This window comes from Lactobacillus kitasatonis DSM 16761 = JCM 1039, assembly GCF_000615285.1.
GTDB classification, from domain to species: domain Bacteria; phylum Bacillota; class Bacilli; order Lactobacillales; family Lactobacillaceae; genus Lactobacillus; species Lactobacillus kitasatonis.
The window spans coordinates 57,652-76,490 of the sequence record NZ_BALU01000002.1; the positions used below are offsets into that span (position 1 = coordinate 57,652).

General features: G+C 36.7%; 15 protein-coding genes and 2 pseudogenes. 4 read left to right on the forward strand and 13 right to left on the reverse strand.

Annotation, left to right across the window (positions count from 1 at the left end; all coding sequences use genetic code 11):
* Positions 1 to 99: 99 nt before the first annotated feature.
* A complete protein-coding gene (gene typA / locus JCM1039_RS01520; RefSeq protein WP_025014364.1) occupies positions 100 to 1,944 on the reverse strand; it encodes a translational GTPase TypA in 1,845 nt (614 codons plus the stop codon).
* A 252-nt stretch (positions 1,945 to 2,196) separates the two neighbouring features.
* Here typA and def point away from each other — a divergent pair, with 252 nt between their 5' ends.
* The 4 genes and pseudogenes from def (at position 2,197) to JCM1039_RS10240 (ending at position 6,000) form a co-directional block, all read left to right on the forward strand.
* Positions 2,197 to 2,751 carry a peptide deformylase gene (gene def / locus JCM1039_RS01525; RefSeq protein WP_025014365.1) on the forward strand — a complete coding sequence of 185 codons (555 nt, stop codon included), beginning with the start codon at positions 2,197 to 2,199 and terminating at the stop codon, positions 2,749 to 2,751.
* Positions 2,752 to 3,093: 342 nt separating this feature from the next.
* Positions 3,094 to 3,315: a DNA-dependent RNA polymerase subunit epsilon gene (locus JCM1039_RS01530; protein ID WP_025014366.1), complete on the forward strand. Its 222-nt coding sequence runs from the start codon at positions 3,094 to 3,096 to the stop codon at positions 3,313 to 3,315.
* A 6-nt stretch (positions 3,316 to 3,321) separates the two neighbouring features.
* Entirely contained in the window at positions 3,322 to 5,001 is a 1,680-nt protein-coding gene (rnjA, locus tag JCM1039_RS01535; protein WP_025014367.1) for a ribonuclease J1, read from the forward strand.
* Between the two features lie 52 nt (positions 5,002 to 5,053).
* A pseudogene (locus tag JCM1039_RS10240) lies at positions 5,054 to 6,000 on the forward strand (diacylglycerol/lipid kinase family protein).
* A gap of 24 nt (positions 6,001 to 6,024) precedes the next feature.
* Here the strand turns inward: JCM1039_RS10240 and JCM1039_RS01545 are convergent.
* From JCM1039_RS01545 to ileS, 12 genes and pseudogenes are all read right to left on the reverse strand, one after another.
* Complete coding sequence (locus tag JCM1039_RS01545; RefSeq protein ID WP_034532874.1) at positions 6,025 to 7,581, reverse strand: nuclease-related domain-containing protein; 1,557 nt, start codon at positions 7,579 to 7,581, stop codon at positions 6,025 to 6,027.
* Between the two features lie 197 nt (positions 7,582 to 7,778).
* Positions 7,779 to 10,124, reverse strand: coding sequence for an SF1B family DNA helicase RecD2 (gene recD2 / locus JCM1039_RS01550; protein WP_025014369.1), 2,346 nt, complete (start codon positions 10,122 to 10,124; stop codon positions 7,779 to 7,781).
* Entirely contained in the window at positions 10,124 to 10,768 is a 645-nt protein-coding gene (locus JCM1039_RS01555; protein ID WP_025014370.1) for a tetratricopeptide repeat protein, read from the reverse strand. The genes recD2 and JCM1039_RS01555 overlap by 1 nt, the downstream gene beginning before the upstream one ends.
* A 2-nt stretch (positions 10,769 to 10,770) precedes the next feature.
* Complete coding sequence (locus JCM1039_RS01560; protein WP_025014371.1) at positions 10,771 to 11,430, reverse strand: histidine phosphatase family protein; 660 nt, start codon at positions 11,428 to 11,430, stop codon at positions 10,771 to 10,773.
* Between the two features lie 96 nt (positions 11,431 to 11,526).
* Positions 11,527 to 12,654, reverse strand: a complete 1,128-nt coding sequence (gene mnmA / locus JCM1039_RS01565; RefSeq protein WP_025014372.1) for a tRNA 2-thiouridine(34) synthase MnmA — start codon at positions 12,652 to 12,654, stop codon at positions 11,527 to 11,529.
* Between the two features lie 7 nt (positions 12,655 to 12,661).
* Positions 12,662 to 13,003 (reverse strand): DUF1831 domain-containing protein, encoded by a 342-nt coding sequence (locus tag JCM1039_RS01570; RefSeq protein ID WP_025014373.1) that lies wholly within the window; start codon positions 13,001 to 13,003, stop codon positions 12,662 to 12,664.
* A gap of 47 nt (positions 13,004 to 13,050) precedes the next feature.
* Entirely contained in the window at positions 13,051 to 14,208 is a 1,158-nt protein-coding gene (locus JCM1039_RS01575; RefSeq protein ID WP_025014374.1) for a cysteine desulfurase family protein, read from the reverse strand.
* 3 nt (positions 14,209 to 14,211) lie between these two features.
* Entirely contained in the window at positions 14,212 to 14,907 is a 696-nt protein-coding gene (locus JCM1039_RS01580) for a 5'-methylthioadenosine/adenosylhomocysteine nucleosidase (RefSeq protein ID WP_025014375.1), read from the reverse strand.
* A 19-nt stretch (positions 14,908 to 14,926) separates the two neighbouring features.
* Positions 14,927 to 15,241 carry a hypothetical protein gene (locus JCM1039_RS01585; RefSeq protein ID WP_025014376.1) on the reverse strand — a complete coding sequence of 105 codons (315 nt, stop codon included), beginning with the start codon at positions 15,239 to 15,241 and terminating at the stop codon, positions 14,927 to 14,929.
* A gap of 2 nt (positions 15,242 to 15,243) precedes the next feature.
* Positions 15,244 to 15,812, reverse strand: a pseudogene (locus JCM1039_RS10245) (NUDIX hydrolase).
* 18 nt (positions 15,813 to 15,830) lie between these two features.
* Positions 15,831 to 16,034 carry a cold-shock protein gene (locus JCM1039_RS01595; protein WP_013437635.1) on the reverse strand — a complete coding sequence of 68 codons (204 nt, stop codon included), beginning with the start codon at positions 16,032 to 16,034 and terminating at the stop codon, positions 15,831 to 15,833.
* The gene (gene ileS, locus JCM1039_RS01600; RefSeq protein ID WP_025014377.1) at positions 16,034 to 18,817 is read right to left on the reverse strand and encodes an isoleucine--tRNA ligase; all 2,784 of its coding nucleotides are present in this window, start codon (positions 18,815 to 18,817) and stop codon (positions 16,034 to 16,036) included. The genes JCM1039_RS01595 and ileS overlap by 1 nt, the downstream gene beginning before the upstream one ends.
* Positions 18,818 to 18,839 lie beyond the last annotated feature (22 nt).

An 18,839-nucleotide genomic window follows, 5' to 3' on the forward strand; every position in this document is an offset into this window, starting at 1 on the left:
GCGTTGCCCCTTTATGTGAAATAATACTTTTTCCATTATAAAACAAAAAAGCCATTGCTTCTATTAAGCAATGACTTTTTTAGCAATTATTAAAAATAATTATTTATTACGGTTACGCTTCTTGTCAGCCTTTTGACGTTCAGAAGTGTTTAGGATCTTCTTACGTAAACGAATTGACTTTGGAGTTACTTCACAGTATTCGTCATCGTTCAAGAATTCAATAGCTTCTTCAAGAGTCAAAGTCTTTGGAGTCTTGATTGCGGCAGCGTGGTCCTTACCAGCAGCACGGGTGTTAGTTAAGTTCTTACCCTTAGTTACGTTAACGGCAATATCACGTTCACGACTTGATTGACCAACGATCATACCTTCGTAAACTTCAACACCGGCACCGATGAATAATTCACCACGTTGTTCAACTGATTGAAGTGAGTAAGTAGTTGATTGGCCTTGGTTAATTGATACCAAAGCACCGTTACGACGACCTGGGTTCCAGTTCTTAACAACTGGCTTGTAAGCTGCAAAGGTGTGGTTCATGATACCGTAACCACCAGTTTGTGACATGAATTCATTGTTGTAACCAATCAAACCACGTGATGGAACTAAGAATTCAAGACGGGTTTGGCCGTTACCAGTTGATTCCATGTTTTGCATTTCACCTTTTCTTTGTGAAAGGGAGTCAATAACTGAACCAACGTATTCATCTGGAGTATCAACTTGAACAGATTCAAATGGTTCGCACATAGTACCATCAATTTCACGGTAAATAACCTTAGGACGTGAAAGTTGTAATTCGAAACCTTCACGACGAAGTTCTTCAACCAAAATTGAAAGGTGAAGTTCACCACGACCTGAAACAGTCCAAGCGTTCAATTGATCAGTAGGTTCAACCTTCAAAGAAACATCAGTACGAGTTTGACGAATCAAACGGTCTTCAAGTTTCTTAGGAGTTACTTGGTCACCTTCACGACCAGCAAATGGTGAGTCGTTAGCAACAAAGTCCATTTGAAGTGTTGGTGGATCGATCTTAAGAAGTGGCAAAGCTTCTGGGTGATCTGCTGAAGCAATAGTTTCACCAACGTAGATATCGTTGATACCACTGATAGCAACAATGTCGCCGGCCTTAGCTTCTTTAATTTCGTTACGCTTCAAACCGAAGTAACCAAACAACTTAGTAACGCGGAAGTTTTGAGTTGATCCATCACGCTTCATAACAGTGATGTTGTCGCCAACCTTAACCTTACCACGGTAAATTCTACCTACACCAATACGACCTACGTAGTCGTCCCAATCAAGCATAGTGATTTGGAATTGAAGTGGTTCATCTGAGTTGTCGATTGGAGCAGGAATGTACTTAATAATGGTATCAAAGATAGGATCCATAGTTTCCTTTTGAGTACTTGGATCTGGATCATATGATGAAGTACCATTCAAAGCTGATGCGTAAACAACTGGGAAGTCAAGTTGTTCATCGTTAGCACCTAATTCAATGAAGAGTTCAAGTACGTCATCCAAAACTTTCTTAGGACGAGCGCCTGGACGATCAATCTTGTTCAAAACAACAATTGGCTTTACACCAGCTTCCAAAGCCTTCTTCAATACGAAACGAGTTTGTGGCATTGGACCTTCGTAAGCATCAACCAAAAGCAATGCTCCGTCTACCATATGCATAACACGTTCTACTTCACCACCGAAGTCAGCGTGTCCTGGTGTATCCAAGATATTGATAGTAGTATCCTTGTAACGAACAGCAGTGTTCTTTGACAAAATAGTAATACCACGTTCACGTTCAATGGCGTTTGAGTCCATAGCACGATCTTCCAGATTCATGTGTTCTGGCAAAGTATCGGATTGCTTCAATAATTGGTTAACCAAAGTGGTTTTACCGTGGTCAACGTGGGCAATAATAGCGATATTTCTAAGATCGTCTCTTCTTTTTTCTGACAAAAGTATTTCCTCCCCACTCTTCAATAAAAAAACTGTGACTAGGCCACAGTTTCGGTAACGCTTCTGCGCTTTATCGAAGTGCTTCTTTTTTTGATCTGTATAGTTACGTTAGTGAATTTTACCACCTAACTACACGCGGGTCAACGCTTAACACTCATTTAACTTTTCATTTATTTTATCTTAAACCAAGCAAAATCCTCTAAATTATGGTAAAAATATAGTTAGATCTTATTTTTAAAAGGAGTAATTGTTTTGATTTTAATGAAAGACATTGTGCGCGACGGTGATCCGGTCTTGCGCAAAGTCGCTAAGCCTCTTACCTTTCCACTTAGCGATCACTACAAAAAATTAGCAGACGATATGATGGAATATTTAGTCAACTCACAAGATCCAAAGATTGCTGAAAAACACCAACTTAGAGCAGGTGTTGGTTTAGCAGCCCCACAGGTTGGCGAAAGTGTTCAAATGGCAGCCCTTTTGGTTCCTGATGACGAAGGCAAGATTATTTTTAAAGAAGTCTACGTTAACCCTGAAATCATTTCTGAATCCGTCCGTCAAGCTTGCTTGAGTGAAGGCGAAGGTTGCTTAAGTGTTGACGAAGTAATCAATGGTTACGTTCCTCGTCCAGACAAGTTAACCATCCACTACTACACTGTTGATGGTGAAGAAAAGACTATTCGCTTAAAGGATTACCCAGCTATCGTATCTTCTCACGAAATTGATCACTTGAACGGTCACTTGTTCTACGACAGAATCAATAGACAAAACCCATACGATCTTAAAGAAGATACAGTAGTGATCTCTTAATTGTTATTTATATTAAAAAAGGCCTGCATTTGCAGGCTTTTTTTGTTATAAAAAAACCACTGGGCGACTAAACCAGTGGCTCATACATTGGGAATTAAGAAGATTGAAGAGACTTCTTATAGCGAGCAAATGAGTTTATCAATCATTTACTACACGTTCATGGTACAACCTACGTTATTTTACGTCAATAAAATTACTAAAAAATCATCAAAAATTTATAACACTTAATCGATTCAAACATATTTATATACTTACTTTTATAAATATGATAGAATTTTTAGTAGCTATTGAGTAATTTTTACTCAAAATTGAACGTTTATACATTAATAAGGAGAATCATTTATGATTTACAAAGTTTTGTATCAAAAAGACAAGATTGTCAATCCTCGTAGAGAAACTACTCAGACTCTTTACATGGAGGCTGACAACATGGTCGAAGCAAGAAGCATGGTTGAGGACAACACCCCCTATAACATTGAACTCATCCAAGAATTAACAGGTAATTCTTTAGCTTACGAAAAAGAACACGCTGACTTTAAGTTAACGACGTTCGACAAGAAGTAATAAAGAGTGCGAATTAAAAATAATGACGTAGCCGTTTATGCAATCGGGGGTTTGCATGAAATTGGCAAGAATATGTATTGTGTGCAGTACCAGGATGAAATTATCATCATGGACTGTGGTATTAAATTCCCCGAAGATGATTTATTAGGTATCAACTACGTAATTTCCGATTACTCTTACCTAGTCAAAAACCGTAAGAAAATCAGGGCTCTTGTAGTTAGTCACGGACACGAAGATCACATTGGTGGTATTCCATTCTTACTAGAAAAGATCCCTGAAATTCCAGTTTATGCAACTCCATTCGCTTTATCTTTAATTAAAGGCAAATTGGAAGAACACGGAATTTTAAAGACAACTGAACTACATGAAGAACATGAAGACACTGTTTTAAAGTTTAAGAAACTTTCTGTTTCCTTCTTTAGAACTACTCACTCAATCCCTGATACATTGGGAATTGCTGTTCATACCCCACTTGGTGCTGTAGTCTTTACTGGTGACTTTAAGTTTGACTTAACTCCAGTAATGAACCAACCAGCTCCAGATTTCCAAAAGATGGCTCAATTAGGAAACGAAGGTGTGCTTGCCCTTCTTTCAGACTCAACTAACGCTGAAGTAACGCAATTCACCAAATCTGAGCGGTTCGTTGCGCAATCGCTTCATAATATCATTACTGGTATTCATGGTCGAATCATCTTTGCCACTTTTGCATCTAACCTTTACCGTGTATCTACTGCGATTCAAGCAGCCATTGATACTGGCAGAAAAGTAGCTATCTTCGGACGAAGCATGGAAAACGGTGTCGACAATGGTATTGACTTAGGTTACTTGCATGTACCTAAGGATCTAATCGTCGACGCTGACGAAATTAACAAACTACCACCTGATAAAGTAATGATCTTATGTACCGGTTCACAAGGTGAACCACTAGCGGCTTTATCTAGAATTGCTAACGGTACACATAGACAAATCACTTTGCAACCTGGTGATACAGTAATCTTCTCTTCTAACCCAATTCCAGGTAACACATTGAGCGTTAACCACTTAATTAACAAATTAATGGAAGGCGGAGCCAATGTAATTCACGGACGTGTAAACAACGTCCACACTTCTGGACACGGTGGTCAAGAAGAACTTAAGATGATGGTTCGTTTAACTAAGCCTAAGTATATGATTCCTGTTCACGGTGAATACAGAATGCAGGTTATTCATACGCAACTTGCTCAAGAAGCTGGCGTTCCTGCAGAAAACACCTTCGTTTTGTCTAACGGGGAAGTTGTCTGCTTTGGTCCAAACGGGGCAAGAATTGCTGGACGCATCCCTGCCGGTGATGTTTATGTTGATACATCCGGTACAGCAGATGTTGGCAATGTCGTAGTTCACGACCGTCAAATTCTTTCAGAAGAAGGTTTGGTAGTAGCTGTAGCTACAGTTGACTACAAGTATAAACGTGTTCTTGCCGGACCTGATATTTTAAGTCGTGGTTTCGTTTATATGAGAGAATCAACTGAATTAATCAGTCAAGCTCAAAAACATGTCTACCATGTTCTTAGAAATGAAATGGCAAAATCAGATAAACCTAAGGAAAGCGAAATTAAAAAGGCAATTACCGAAAACTTATCTGACTTCCTTTATTCTAAGACTGAAAGACGGCCAATGATTTTACCAATCATCATCGAAAAGAAATAGCTAATAAGGCTCCTTCGGGAGCCTTTTATTTTAGAACTATAGAATTTAAATTATGAGCAAAAAAATAAGAGTACATTTATTAGTCAATGAAACAGCTGGAAATGGCAATGCTAAAAAAGCTAACATAGCATTGCAGCAAGTATTAAACGAATTAAATACACCTTTTACGTGTCAAAAAAGTCGCTTCCCTCGTGAATTGACTACTTTGGCCAAAAATTATGCCAATACTAAACCAAATAAAAACGACATTTTAATTGTAGTTGGTGGAGATGGTTCATTTAACGAAGTATTGAATGGTATTAAAACTTCAGACTATCCTGATACTCCTATTACTTATCTGCCAGCTGGTACTGGTAACGACTTTGCTCGCGGTGCAGGACTAACAGATGATCCTCGACAGTTAATCCATAATTTGCTCAATGATCCTGAACCAGAACAGGTAGATTGCGGCTATTTCACCGCTAATATTCCTGATGAAAATACTGGTTATTTCGTTAATAATTTTGGTATTGGTTTTGATTCCTTTATCGTTTATCAAAGCAATCATGAAAAATTAAAAGATAAGCTCAATCGCCTCAATTTAGGTAATCTTATTTATGGTCTTAACGTCGTTAAGGCATTGGCTCAACAAAATACATTCACTGTAACTGTAAAACTAAAGATAAAACTTTACGTTACGGCGATGCCTATTTTGTTACTACAACTAATCACCCATATTTTGGTGGTGGCTTTGCCATTTTGCCTAAAGCTGATGTTTATAGTCATCACTTGGATACTGTTATTGTCGAAAAGCCCAGCTTAAGCAAATTCATCTTTTTATTCAGCAAATTATTAAAAGATGGATCGCATGTAAATGCACCTCAATTCCATTATGTTGAAGCTAAAGAAATTCAAGTTGAAACTAAGAAACCTGAATTCGCGCAAATCGACGGTGAAGACGTAGCTGCTCAAGGATTTAAAGTTAAATTTAAAATAGATCATTTCAATTTACTAAAATAAGCCAAAGGAAAAATCCTTTGGCTTTTATATTCTGTCTAAAATGTTTTTATCTATTTGATGTTGCTCATAATAACTTTCTGCATTGGCAAAATTGTTAACTTGATCATAAAACTTTTTCCAATAATGATATTGTTGATACAATTTACGCCACTCACGCGCACCAGATAAATAATCAGCTAACAGATTATCGATATGATCAATACGTTTAATTACTTGATTAGCATGATATAGCTGTTCATCTACCGCTTTTTCATCTAGATTCATTTCATCTTCAAATAATAAAATATTTTCACTAAAAGTTTTTTCTTCTTCTAGCGCCTTATTATTTGTCATTTCTTCTCCAATTGCAGAAATTTCTTCTGGATGCAAGCCAATACCTTCAGGTGCTTTAACTAATAAAGATTGAATATCATCCAGTTGACAAACTTCTATTCCTACTCTTTGGTATCTTTCGGTTTTTTCAAGAGAAAATTTCTCTTCACTACGGCTAACCACTACGACCACATTGCAAATCAATTGATCTATACTAGGAATTCGTTTTAGCAAATTAATGATTAATGGATTATTGCTCTTTTCTAAAACATACTTAATACTCTCTTTATGCTTGGCAACTTGATCAGCTATTTCACCATAATCCTTGAGCATGTCATAAGAATTGTTTTTACTTATTCGAGCCTTAGTTTCAAAACAGAAAATACCACTAGATGCGATTACTAAATGATCGATCTGATTGTTACTAAGCTTAGTTTGCTTTTCATAAGGATATGGCAAAATTAAATTATGGATCAGAACTTTACCAAATTGGACTTCCTTAATTCTTTTATTTACTAACTCTTCTGCAGCGGCTCCAGCTAAAAGATTGCTAGCATGACGCAAATCATGATCAGACAAGACGTCCATAGTATGTAGATATTTGATCTTCCCTAAGTGCAAATCAGACATTCTTTTTTGAAAGTTCTCAACTTTCTTGTTATACGTCTTAAAGCCTGAATTAATCGCGCCAATCCGCAAAGCATTTCGTGCTTGCAATCCTCTTCTTAGATCTCGTTTTTTGTCAAAATCAAGTTTTTCTACTTTTTCTAGTGAATGAATAGCTTCTGTATCTGTAATTTTATCGCGTTTTACCCACTCTTTTTGATAATAGGCATGGTTCTCAAGTTCATTGGCATATTGCTTCATATCATTTTCAACTGGTAATACCTCTGCTCTTTTTTCTTGCACCATAGAGCGATAATATTGCAATTCATTCTTTATCTGTGAAAAATCCGCAATTTGCTGCTTATTGTTTTGATAAAATTCGTTTTTTTCATCTTTTTCATTCCAAATAGTCTTTCTAAAATAGTGACCATCTGTAACACCAAATTCGATAAATTCCGCAATTGTTCGATCTAAATTATATTTAATTAAAAACAAACAATGTCCATTACGATCAAATATTCTTCGTTTAATATATCCGGGTCGCACAAATTCAATAATTTGAAAAGTTAATCCGCGTTTGTTAGGAAAACGATATGGCAGTTGCTTTCCCGCTATTTTTTCTAATTTATTAAGTTCTTCTTTGTCTGTATCACTGAGTTCCACTTTTTTCACTCTACTTTTAGCTTTAATTGATCGAAAAAAACAATAGGTGATAAGACCTACTGTAAACGTAATAATTGTTATATCCATATTAATTCATTTATCTATCCTTAGAACATGCGTTTAAGCATATTAATTATATCATGCTTTTGTATATTCAAAAAGCCTTATGACATCTAGATCATAAGGCCTTTTTTATTTTATAAATGAATATCTTCCATGCCGATCATTGGATCAATTTCACCTGAATAAATCTTTTCAGGAGTTAAGATATAATCTTCTGGTTTCTTTGGTTGAGTTTCTTCTTTTGGATTTTCATTTTTAACTGGTTTTTGTTTATCTGTAACGCCTAATTGTTTACGTAATTTTGCAGCTAAACCTGTTTTACGATCATTGCCAGGAGTGTTAAAGGCAGCCTCAAACGCTCTAGGATCACCTACTAATACAAGATTTTTTTCTGCACGAGTGATCGCAGTATACAAAAGATTGCGCTTAAGCATTACATAGTTCTGCATCGTTAAATTTAGCACTACTAATGGAAATTCCGAACCTTGAGATTTGTGAATCGTGATTGCATAGGCTCTCGTTAAATCATTTAAATCTTTACGGCCAAAAGTAACCTCACGGTCATCAAACTTTGCGACCATGCATTCCTTAGAATTTTCTTCATCGATACTGCTAATTTTACCAATTTGGCCATTATAAATATCCTTTTCAGGATTATTTTGCAATTGCAGAATCCGATCACCAATCCGGAAAGTCTCATTATGGGCTTCAAGTGACTTACTTTTAGGCTTAGGTGGATTCATGATCTCTTGAATAATATCATTTAAATTATTTACACCACCATTGCCATGATACATTGCGCCTAATACTTGAATGTCATCTTTAGCAAAGCCACGTTTTAAGGCTAGTTCAACGATCTGACCTACTGCATCCCCAACCAAATCTGGTCGACAGCTGATAAAAGAATAATTCTTCGTTTTTCTAAACAAAGCATCCTTATCTACGCCTTCGTTAACAGCATGGGCTAACGAAATAATAGTTGAATCATCACCCTGTCTATGAATTTCTTTCAAAATTGTAGTTGGAAATGCTTGCGACTTGATCAAATCACTAAAAACATTTCCTGCGCCAACTGATGGAAGCTGATCTTTATCCCCGACAAAGACGATATGACGTACTTGATTAATGCTGGACAAAAGCTGTTTGAATAGGAACATATCAACCATGGACATTTCGTCAATAATTAATATTTCCCCATTTAATTCATTGAGTTCACCAGCACTGGCATCCCCAATACCCAGTCCAAGCATCCGGTGAATCGTCCTAGCACCAATACCAGTAATTTCGCTCATTCTTTTAGCAGCACGTCCTGTGGGTGCAGCTAAAAGAAACGGCGGGTCTTCGCTATACAAAGCAGAAGCTGGAATCTCAGCCAGTTTTCTTAAAGCAAGTAAGATACCATTGATGATTGTAGTTTTACCAGTACCAGGACCACCAGTCAAAATTGAAATTGGATGATTTAACGCATTTTTGATTGCCAACTTTTGAGTTTCATCGTATTTAATTTTCAGTTCTTTTTCTGCATTCTTAATGGCTGAATCCATCTCTTTATCGCTATATTGCTCATCTTCTTGATCTTGTCGAGCTTCAACCAAATACTTCATCGAATTAGCAATATCGACTTCTGTTTGATAAATGTTCTGTAAAGCTGCTACATCATCATTAACTATGATTTTGCCATCTTGTTGCAAAACAAGAACACAATTAGCAATCGGATCAAAATTTTCAATCTGTAGTAATTTGCTTGCTTCAGTTAGCAACTCCTTTAGCGGCACATACGTATCACCCTGTCCGCTTAAAGCATCAATCAATACCTGATAAATAGCACCATTTATTCGGCGAGGATCATCATCTTTGATCTCTAATTGCTTTCCAAGCATATCTGCTGATTTAAAACCGAAACCAGTTACATCGTTAATCACGGCATAAGGATCTGTTTGCAGTTTCTTTAAACTATCGCCATGATACATTTGATAAATATTGGCTGCAATTCGTCTATTAATACCATATTGGGCTAACTTTAAAACAATTTCTGAATAAGAATCCATTGAGTTTAGTCCAGAAAGCAAACTATCTTTCTGTTTTCTAGATAGTGATAAAGTATCAATCTTAGACGGCTTTTCTTTTAAAATATCTAAAGCGTTTAAACCTAGTTCATCGATAATGGTATTAGCAGCTTTTTTACCAATGCCAGGAAACTTATCAGAACTTAAATACTTAGTTAATGATCCTTCTTCATGAGGCAGAACTTGTTTATAGCTAGTGGCTCTAAATTGCAGACCAAATTTTTCGTGCATTACAAGCTTGCCATCAAAACGATAGCTAGCTGAAATTTGTATATCACCAAAATTACCGGTCACTTTTATTTCATCGCGTGAATAGTTTTCCAGTGAGCCAATAATTTCAACATCTAAAATTTTATATAAATCCTTGTCGTTCTCGAAAACGATCCCGTTAACCTTACCGGTAAATTCGACCATTATTTTTTCTTTTCCTTATCATTCAGCATTTTCATAATTGAGGCATATTGATCCATGGCATGGTGATAATACTTTTTATCCATACTTTTAGCTTGATCAAAATATTCTTGTGCTTGATCACGATCTTTTTCTAATGCCGTTACACCTAGCAAAAAATAGACTTTTGCCGTTCTTTTAGCCTTTGGAATTGACAAATACATTTGCTCAGCTTGTTTGGATTCACCCATGCTTAGCCAAATATCACCTAATAATTCTTGAACACGCCCATCTATCTTTTTAATAGTTAAAGCATAAGCCAAGGCCTTTTGACTTTGTCCAAGTTTCAAATAAGTTAAGGCTTTTTGATAAAGAGTTAAATCATCATTAGGAATTTGATCCAGTAAATTCAAAGCCTCATCAAAATCACCCTGCATGTAGTAGCAAACAGCCAAGTTATAACTTAATTCACGTGGCTTTTTAACCAAATGTTGTGCTTGCTCCAACAATTTTTGAGCTTGATCTGCACTACCTTGCTCAATTAAATAAGTTGAAAGCTGCAAATAGTTCTCTACATTTTGTGGCTTATCATCTATTTTTTTAATGAGCAAATGAATCGCTTGATCTACTTTGCCCTCATTGTAAAGTTTTTCAATTTTATTGTTCATTATTATAAAGAATCAGTCTTAGATAATTTTCTGCCTAAATAGCTAGTTTCGTTCCATACGACAGGTTTAAAGGTCTTTCCGCCATCCTTGGTTTCCAAAATTGTTAAACTAGTATTACTTAAGCCACCATTTTTACGAATATCTTTCAAAGGATAGCCTAAAAGTCCACCCATGATAGCTGATAATGCGGCACCGTGACTAACAGCCAAAATCTTATCATCATCATTAGGAAATCTTTTAGCCATTTCTTCCGCAAACGATTTACCACGTGCAATTACATGAGGATAATCTTCACCATGTAATTCAGTTGGATCATATTGATTTGGGTGATGCCAGAAACTATCCATTTGCTTAGGATATTTCTTTTCCGCATCTGCAAACTTCATACCTTCCATGTCACCTAAATTGAATTCACGTAAGCGTTCATCAATTGTAACTGGCAAGTTAGCATTCATTGCATCATCAATTCCTTGTGCTGTATTAAAAGCACGATCAAGTGGACTTGCAAAAATGCCTCTAAACTTTGTTCCGCGTAAATATTTACCTAACTTTTGAATATCTTTTTTACTTTGTGGAAGTAAAGGCGAATCACCATGTCCACCTTGAAAACGACTGGCTAAATTCCACTCAGTTTTACCATGACGCACAAAATAAATTTGCATATTTTAAATTCCCCCGAAAATCTGTAGTCAATATAAATAGTTTAGCACAAAACAAAAGGATGTTCGAAAACACGAACATCCTTTTTAAAGTTTATTTTAAACTAATTGAAGTTGCTTATCTTCTTGGTAAGCTGCATCGATATTACCGCCACCTAAGCATTCCTCGCCGTTGTATAAAACAAGAGCTTGACCAGGAGTTACGGCACGAGCTGGCTCGTCAAAGTAAACATCTGCAGTATTATCAGCAGCATGGTACTTAACAGTAACACCAATATCACATTGACGGTAACGGAACTTAGCACTGCAGTGCATTTCGAAATCGTGATCTGGCTTACCAGTAAAGAATGACATATCACTAGCCTTTAAACGACTAGCGTAAAGAAGTGGACTGTCGTAACCTTGCTCAACGATCAATTCATTCTTCTTCAAGTCCTTACCAACTACAAACCATGGATCAGTTGATTCCTTAGTTGAACCTAAGCCCAAACCTTGTCTTTGACCAATAGTGTAGTACAAAAGGCCTGCGTGTTCGCCAACAACCTTACCGTCTGGAGTAACCATCTTACCTGACTTAGCTGGCAAGAATTCACTCAAAAACTTTCTAAAGTTTCTTTCTCCGATAAAGCAGATACCAGTAGAATCCTTCTTCTTAGCAGTAGCCAAACCATTTGCCAAAGCAATTTTCCTTACTTGAGGCTTAGTCAAGTTAGCTAATGGGAAGATAACCTTCTTGATTTGATCTTGATTCAATTGACTCAAAAAGTAAGTTTGGTCCTTATTACCATCCTTAGGACGCATCATGTGAGTTACACCATTTGCATCCTTAACAGTCTTAGCGTAGTGACCCATTGCAATATAATCTGCATCCAAATCCATAGCAAAGTCCAAGAAAGCCTTAAACTTAATTTGACTGTTGCACATTACATCTGGGTTAGGGGTTCTTCCCTTCTTGTACTCACTTAAGAAGTACTCGAAAACGCGGTGCCAATATTCCTTTTCAAAATTAATTGAATAATATGGAATACCAATTTTATCGGCAACTTTTTTTACATCTTCGTAATCTTCTGTAGCGGTACAAACACCTGAGTCATCGGTATCATCCCAGTTTTTCATGAAGACGCCGACAACGTCATAGCCTTGTTGTTTGAGTAAAAGTGCTGAAACAGATGAATCAACACCGCCACTCATACCAACAACTACTCTAATCTTACTATTGTCAACCATTATCCAATCAATCCTTTACTAGAGCAATTATCTTGCGCTCTTCCAGATCCTTTAAGATATAATTCAAAAGTTCAACTGTTGGCGCTAATTGCTTGTTTTTAAAAATATTAACCTTCTGCAAACCACTGCGATCGGTAACAACCATAGTCCAGTGCTCTAAATTTTTATTGATTGTTATCTTTAACTTAGTTGGTGCATTATAAGGAGAGTCATTATACAGAGGATGCTCATAATTGAAATTCCCCTTAGCAGTTTTTACAAAACCGGCATCAATTAAAGCATATAATTTTAAATCAGAATTTAAAGTAAACTTACGTTTATCACCATTAATCACAACTGTATTTGCCATAATTTTCCTCACTTATTTATAATAAGTTACTTTCTTTTTAAAAGCAACTATTTATTTTTAGATTGAATTCTTTTAGCAATTTTTACTAGCTCTTGCGCAAAAGATTTAACTTCTTCCTCTGTATTATAACGCCCAAATGAGATTCTAATCGACTCATTTATGCGTGGAGAATCTGCACCAAAGCACGCAATTAATACATGTGATGGTTCCAGTGAACCTGCGGTACATGCGGATCCTCCAGAAACGGCATAGCCATTCAAATCAAGATTAGTTTGCATAGAAGTGGTAGAAACTCCTTTAATCCATAAGTTCAATACATGATGCGAATAGCCAGGTCCATAGCCGCCGTTGATTTCATAGTCAACGTGATTATCATTCAAAGCCTTTAAGATAATATTTTGGAAATGAGCATACTTTTTTTGCAGACTATCATGACCAATTTCAGATAATTCTTTAACGGCTTCACCAAAACCGGCAATACCAGGCACATTTTCTGTCCCAGCACGTCGTTTGGTTTCTTGCTCGCCGCCTAAAACTAGATTAGGGATATTAATATCTGAATTTTCATACAAGAATCCTAAGAACTTTGGTCCGTTAATCTTATGAGCTGATACTGAAAGGAAATCGATATTCATAGCCTTGACGTCAATATCAATTGTTCCCATACCTTGTACATTATCAACATGGAAGTAAGCATTACTATTCTTAACCATTTCACCAATTTTCTTTAATGGCATAATAGTACCTACTTCATTATTTACCGCCATAATTGAAACCAAAATTGTTTCAGGAGTCAACTCATGCTTTAGTTGATCTAAAGAAATATGCCCTGTTTTATCAACATCTAAATAGACAACGTTGTAACCTTCATGTTCAAGACGTTTCATTGGATTCAAAACTGAAGGATGTTCAATTTTAGTAGTAATGATTTTTTTGCTAATATTATTACGACTATAAGCAGTACCAAAAATTACAGTATTATTGCTTTCGGAACCACCTGAAGTAAAAATAATCTCACCGTCTTTAGCATTAATGCTTTTCGCAATTTGATGACGTGCTCGATCAATCACGTTTCTTGCCTTACGTCCTAATTCATAGGTACTTGATGCATTACCAAAATCATTTTTCATTTCATCTGTAATTACATCAATCACTTTAGGAGACATAGGCGTTGTCGCAGCATTATCTAAATAAATTTCACGCATATCCTAATTCATCTTTTCTACATAATCACTAATTAACTTAGCGGCCTTAGCTCCCACTTTCTTTACGAAAGCATCAAAATCTTCATTAGCTGATCCGTCACCATTATCGGACATTGCACGCATAGCAACTAATGGCTTGTTAAATGCATGAGCGACTTGGGCAAAAGCTGCACCTTCCATTTCAACGCATAGAGCATCTGGGAAGTTCTTCTTAATTGCCTCTTTTTGCTTGCTTGATGCAATAAATGAGTCACCGGTAACAACTAAACCTTCACGAAAGGCAACATTTTGCTTCTTTAAGTAATCGGCAAAAGCTGTGCGTTCTGGTGAATCAAGTACAAATTGAGCAGGTTGTTGAGGAATTTGACCTTCTACATAGTCACCTGCTGCAGTATTGTGTGCATCATAGTATGCAAATGCATTAGGTAAAACAAGATCTTCTTGATGAACATCTTCTTTAAGGGCACCAGCTGAACCAGTCATAAATATTACATCGATATCAACGCTAGTTAACAAACTGGAAAGATTCATAGCTGCTTGGACTTTGCCAATACCACTTAAACCTAAATATACATCATTGCCATTAACAGAAAAATGTTCGAATTCAGTAGATCCGAACATTTCTTTCTTTTCTGCATGGAAATGATTACGATAAAATTCAGCTTCTTCAGCCATTGGAACGATAATCGCAATCTTCACTTTATTCCTCATTTCCAAATTATAAATGAAATAGTGCAAGTAGCACTAAAACTATCAACACGATCACTAATAGAATAGCACGATTCAACCTTTTTTTCAGTTTTAAGGCTTTATCTTCACGGACTGTTTCTTTATTTATAGTTTCATCGCGTTGATAAAACTCTTGTCCATCCCCAGCCAAGGGACGACGTCGATTTTCGACTTCGTTTTTATCTCTGGTAAAATCGGGATTAACATCAACTTCTTCTGAATCATTATTCGAAAAAGCGGATTTTACTTTGTCTATTAAACCTTTTTTCTGCCTTTTACGATAATCAGAACGTTTTTCTGTCATTGTTATTCTTTATTCTCGCTTTGAGCATTACGCAACAACATATTTTCCCAAACTGTAATTGCGTAAATAGTCTTGGCATCAACAATTTTTCCTTCAGATAGTAAATTCTTCAATTCATCTAGGCTGTACCAATCAGCAGTTAAAAATTCATCTTCATCTAATGAACGCTTATCAGTAAGCTTAGTTAAAGTATCACAGTAGAAAAGATACATCTTTTCATCACAGAAGCCTGGGCTTGAGTAAAATTCACTCACTTTCTCCCAATAATCTGCCTTATAGCCGCCTTCTTCATTTAATTCACGTTTCATTGCATCAAGAGGCTCGCATCTGTAGGATCAATTAAACCAGCTGGAATTTCCAATGTTAACTGCTTAATTGCTTCACGCCATTGTTTTACTAATAACATCTTTTGTTCATCGTTAATAGCAATTACGCCAGAGGCTGGACGGTGTTTAATTATTTCTCTTGTTGCAGTTTCACCGTTAGGAAGTTTGATTGTACGAACTGACAAATCTAAGATTCGTCCTTGAAAAATCTGCTGCGATGAGATTTCTGTTTCTTTTAAATCCACTAAGTCTCGTGTCTCCTTTTAGGCTAAATAAACGTTAACACATTGTAGGCCATTTTTTCCTTGAGCTAATTGATACTTAACTCTATCGCCTACTTTTAAAGTTTTATAGCCTTCTTCTTTAATGGCCTTATAAAAGACAAAGTATGATTTATGATTCTTGTCATCTTCAATAAAGCCATAGCTGCTGCCATCATCGAATTGTTTAACAGTACCTAAACGCATTAGTCTTCTAATCCTTCTTGAACAGCTTCTGGATAATCAGCTTCTACAATCTTAGCACAACGACCACAAATTTTTGGCAACTTAGGATCTTCGCCGATATCAGTTCTGATCATTCTACAACGAGGACAAACTTCGCCTTCAGCATGTTCAACTACAATGCTTGCATTATTCAATTTTTCAGCATTTTCAGGTGCTTCGCCGTCAGCAATAGTCAACTTAGATACGATTAAAATTTGTCTAAAGTCAGCATCTAAGTCATCAAGCATAGCCTTGGTTTCTTTATCAGGATAAATAGTTGCTGCAGCTTCGAATGACTTACCAATCAACTTCTTGTTTCTAGCATCTTCCAAAGCCTTCAATACATCATCACGAAGTTTCATGAATTTGCCCCAGTTTTCAAGGAGTTCATCATGATTTGCGTAGTTTTCAATTTTAGGCATATTAGCAAGTTGTACGTAGTCTTCTGGTTCCTTCAAGAAGCCCCAAATTTCTTCCATAGTGTGTGGCAAAATTGGGGTTAAAACCTTATCCAACTTAACTGCTGCATCGTAGATAACAGTTTGCATTGAACGACGTGCATGACTGTCTTGACCATCGATATAAAGAACATCCTTGGCAAAATCAAGGTAGAATGCTGAAAGGTCGTTTGAAATGAAGTTGAAGACCTTCTTGAATACTGTAGTAAAGTCAAACTTGTCATATGCTGTCAAGCAGCCCTTTACTAAGTCATTCAATTTAACTTCCATGTATTGGTCAACTGAACGAAGATTATCATAAGCAACACGGTTCTCCTTTGGATCAAAATCACTTGTGTTAGCAAGCATGTAACGGAAAGTGTTTCTGATCTTTCTGTAGCTTTCTGCTGATTGTTGCAAAATACCCATTGAAACTGCAACGTCAGAAGTAGTGTCAGCTTGAGCAACCCAAAGTCTGATGATTTCGGCACCCATACGTTTAATTACGTCGTTTGGTGAAATGACATTGCCAAGTGACTTGGACATCTTGTGACCCTTGTCATCCAATACGAAACCTTGTGACAATACTTCCTTGTAAGGAGCCTTACCAGTTACAGCAACTGAGGTGATCAAACTTGAGTTGAACCAACCACGGTATTGGTCACTACCTTCAAGGTAAAGATCAGCTGGGTAATGTAAACCATCGCGTTTTTCCATTACGCCTGACCAAGATGAACCAGAGTCGAACCAAACATCAAGAATATCCTTTTCCTTAGTAAATTCACCGTTTGGTGAGTGTTCTGAGGTAAAGCCGTCTGGTAATAATTCCTTAGCAGTGTGAGTGTACCAAGCGTTAGAACCTTCTTTTTCAAAGATCTTAGAAATGTGTTCAATTGTTTCTGGAGTAACGATTGGAGTACCATCTTCAGCGTAGAAGATTGGAAGTGGAACACCCCAAGCACGTTGACGTGAAATTACCCAGTCGCCACGGTCTTTAATCATGTTGTAAAGACGTGTCTTACCCCATGATGGAATAAACTTAGCCTTATCAATTTGATCAAGGATTTGATCTCTAAATGGAGCAATTGAAGCAAACCATTGTGTTGTTGCTCTAAAGATAACTGGCTTCTTAGTACGCCAATCATGTGGGTATGAGTGAGTAAAGACTTTAAGTTTAAGAAGTGCACCAGCATCCTTAAGCTTTTGGATCATTAATTTATCTACGTCTTGGTAGAACATACCCTTAAGTTCAGGTACTTCATCAGTGTAGCAACCATGTGCATCTACTGGACTAAAGATAGGCAGGTTATACTTTTGACCTACGTTAAAGTCATCTTCACCAAAACCAGGTGCAGTATGAACTAAACCAGTACCATCATCCAAAGTTACGTGGAAGCCTTCGATTACAAGACTTTCCTTATCGTAAATTGGGTGCTTAGCCTTCATGTATTCCATGTCAGCACCCTTAACAGTTTGAACGACCTTGTAGTCATCCCAACCGATTTCTTCAGCAACCTTGTCAAGCAAGCCACTAGCTACAACGTATCTCTTGTCACCTACTTGAACAACTGAGTAATCAAATTTAGGGTTAACACAAATAGCTTCGTTAGCTGGAATAGTCCAAGGAGTAGTAGTCCAAATTACGAAGTAGGTATCCTTAGGGTCGATAATACCCTTACCGTCAGTAACTGGGAAAGCAACAAAAATTGAGTTTGCTTCAACGTCCTTGTATTCAACTTCCGCTTCTGCCAAAGTTGATTCACTTGACCATGACCAGTAAACTGGCTTCTTACCCTTGTAAATGTAACCCTTCTTGTACATTTCACCGAAGACACGAATTTCTTGTGCTTCGAAATCGTGCTGCAAAGTAATGTATGGGTGATCCCAATCTGCCATCACTCCCAAACGCTTAAAGTCAGTCATTTGCTTTTGAATTTGTTCTTCAGCATATTGACGACAAAGTTCACGATATTTAGCACGATCCATTGTCTTACGATCTACACCTTTTTTAGCCAATTGTTGTTCAACTGGAAGACCATGAGTATCCCAACCTGGAACGTAAGGTGCATAGTAGCCATTCATGTTCTTGTAACGAACAATGATATCCTTTGAAATCTTGTTCAAAGCGTGACCCATGTGAATGTTACCGTTAGCAAATGGAGGGCCATCATGTAAATCAAAACGAGGGTGACCTTCGTTTAACTTTAATCTTTGTTCATATAAATCATTTTCTTCCCATTCTTTTTGCCATTGAGCTTCACGAACTGGCAAATTACCACGCATTTTAAATTTAGTTTTACCTAAATTAAGCGTATCCTTAATTCTCATTAACATTAATCCTTTCTAAAAA

Bases quoted from the DNA above. Each gene is read 5' to 3' on its own strand.
- ileS (WP_025014377.1), bottom strand. From the start codon at position 18,817: ATGAGAATTAAGGATACGCTTAATTTAGGTAAAACTAAATTTAAAATG.
- JCM1039_RS01560 (WP_025014371.1), bottom strand. From the start codon at position 11,430: ATGCAAATTTATTTTGTGCGTCATGGTAAAACTGAGTGGAATTTAGCC.
- JCM1039_RS01570 (WP_025014373.1), bottom strand. From the start codon at position 13,003: ATGGCAAATACAGTTGTGATTAATGGTGATAAACGTAAGTTTACTTTA.
- JCM1039_RS01595 (WP_013437635.1), bottom strand. From the start codon at position 16,034: ATGCGTTTAGGTACTGTTAAACAATTCGATGATGGCAGCAGCTATGGC.
- recD2 (WP_025014369.1), bottom strand. From the start codon at position 10,124: ATGGTCGAATTTACCGGTAAGGTTAACGGGATCGTTTTCGAGAACGAC.
- JCM1039_RS01555 (WP_025014370.1), bottom strand. From the start codon at position 10,768: ATGAACAATAAAATTGAAAAACTTTACAATGAGGGCAAAGTAGATCAA.
- mnmA (WP_025014372.1), bottom strand. From the start codon at position 12,654: ATGGTTGACAATAGTAAGATTAGAGTAGTTGTTGGTATGAGTGGCGGT.
- JCM1039_RS01575 (WP_025014374.1), bottom strand. From the start codon at position 14,208: ATGCGTGAAATTTATTTAGATAATGCTGCGACAACGCCTATGTCTCCT.
- JCM1039_RS01530 (WP_025014366.1), top strand. From the start codon at position 3,094: ATGATTTACAAAGTTTTGTATCAAAAAGACAAGATTGTCAATCCTCGT.
- JCM1039_RS01585 (WP_025014376.1), bottom strand. From the start codon at position 15,241: ATGACAGAAAAACGTTCTGATTATCGTAAAAGGCAGAAAAAAGGTTTA.